At 66.6% G+C, this 401-nt stretch carries 1 protein-coding gene; it reads right to left on the bottom strand.

Annotation, left to right across the window (positions count from 1 at the left end):
* On the bottom strand, nucleotides 1-401 hold a 401-nt coding region (locus tag FS787_RS17860), incomplete at both ends, for a hypothetical protein (RefSeq protein WP_144674637.1).

Here is a 401-nt window from a genome sequence, read left to right as displayed (position 1 = left end):
ACCGCCACCGCATCCGCAGCCGGACCCGAAAGCTGCAACTTCGCATCCCGCGCCTCCGCCAGGGCCAACTCACGCCCGCCCGGCAAAAACAACTTCCCCCGGCCCGCATCCAACACCACCGGCCGGTCCCCCACCACCGCCAACTGCAAATCCCCCGAACCCTTCAAACCCTCCCACGTGCTCACCTCGGCATCCACCACACCACCCCCGGCATCCACCGACGTCACCGTCACCTGCCCCGACACCGGATCCGCACTATAAATCCGGTCATCCGCCCCCACCGCAGACACCGTCCCCGGCGAACCCTTCAACACCGGCTCGGAATTCTCCTCATCAAACCCATTCACCGTCGACGGCGACAACGCCCACACCGAACCCCGCGCCGCATCCGTCACCGCAAT

It is taken from the genome of Arthrobacter sp. U41, from assembly GCF_007679325.1.
Classification (GTDB): Bacteria; Actinomycetota; Actinomycetes; order Actinomycetales; family Micrococcaceae; genus Arthrobacter.
Note: the sequence above shows the minus strand (reverse complement) of the source record. Positions and strands in the feature narration are given on the sequence as shown.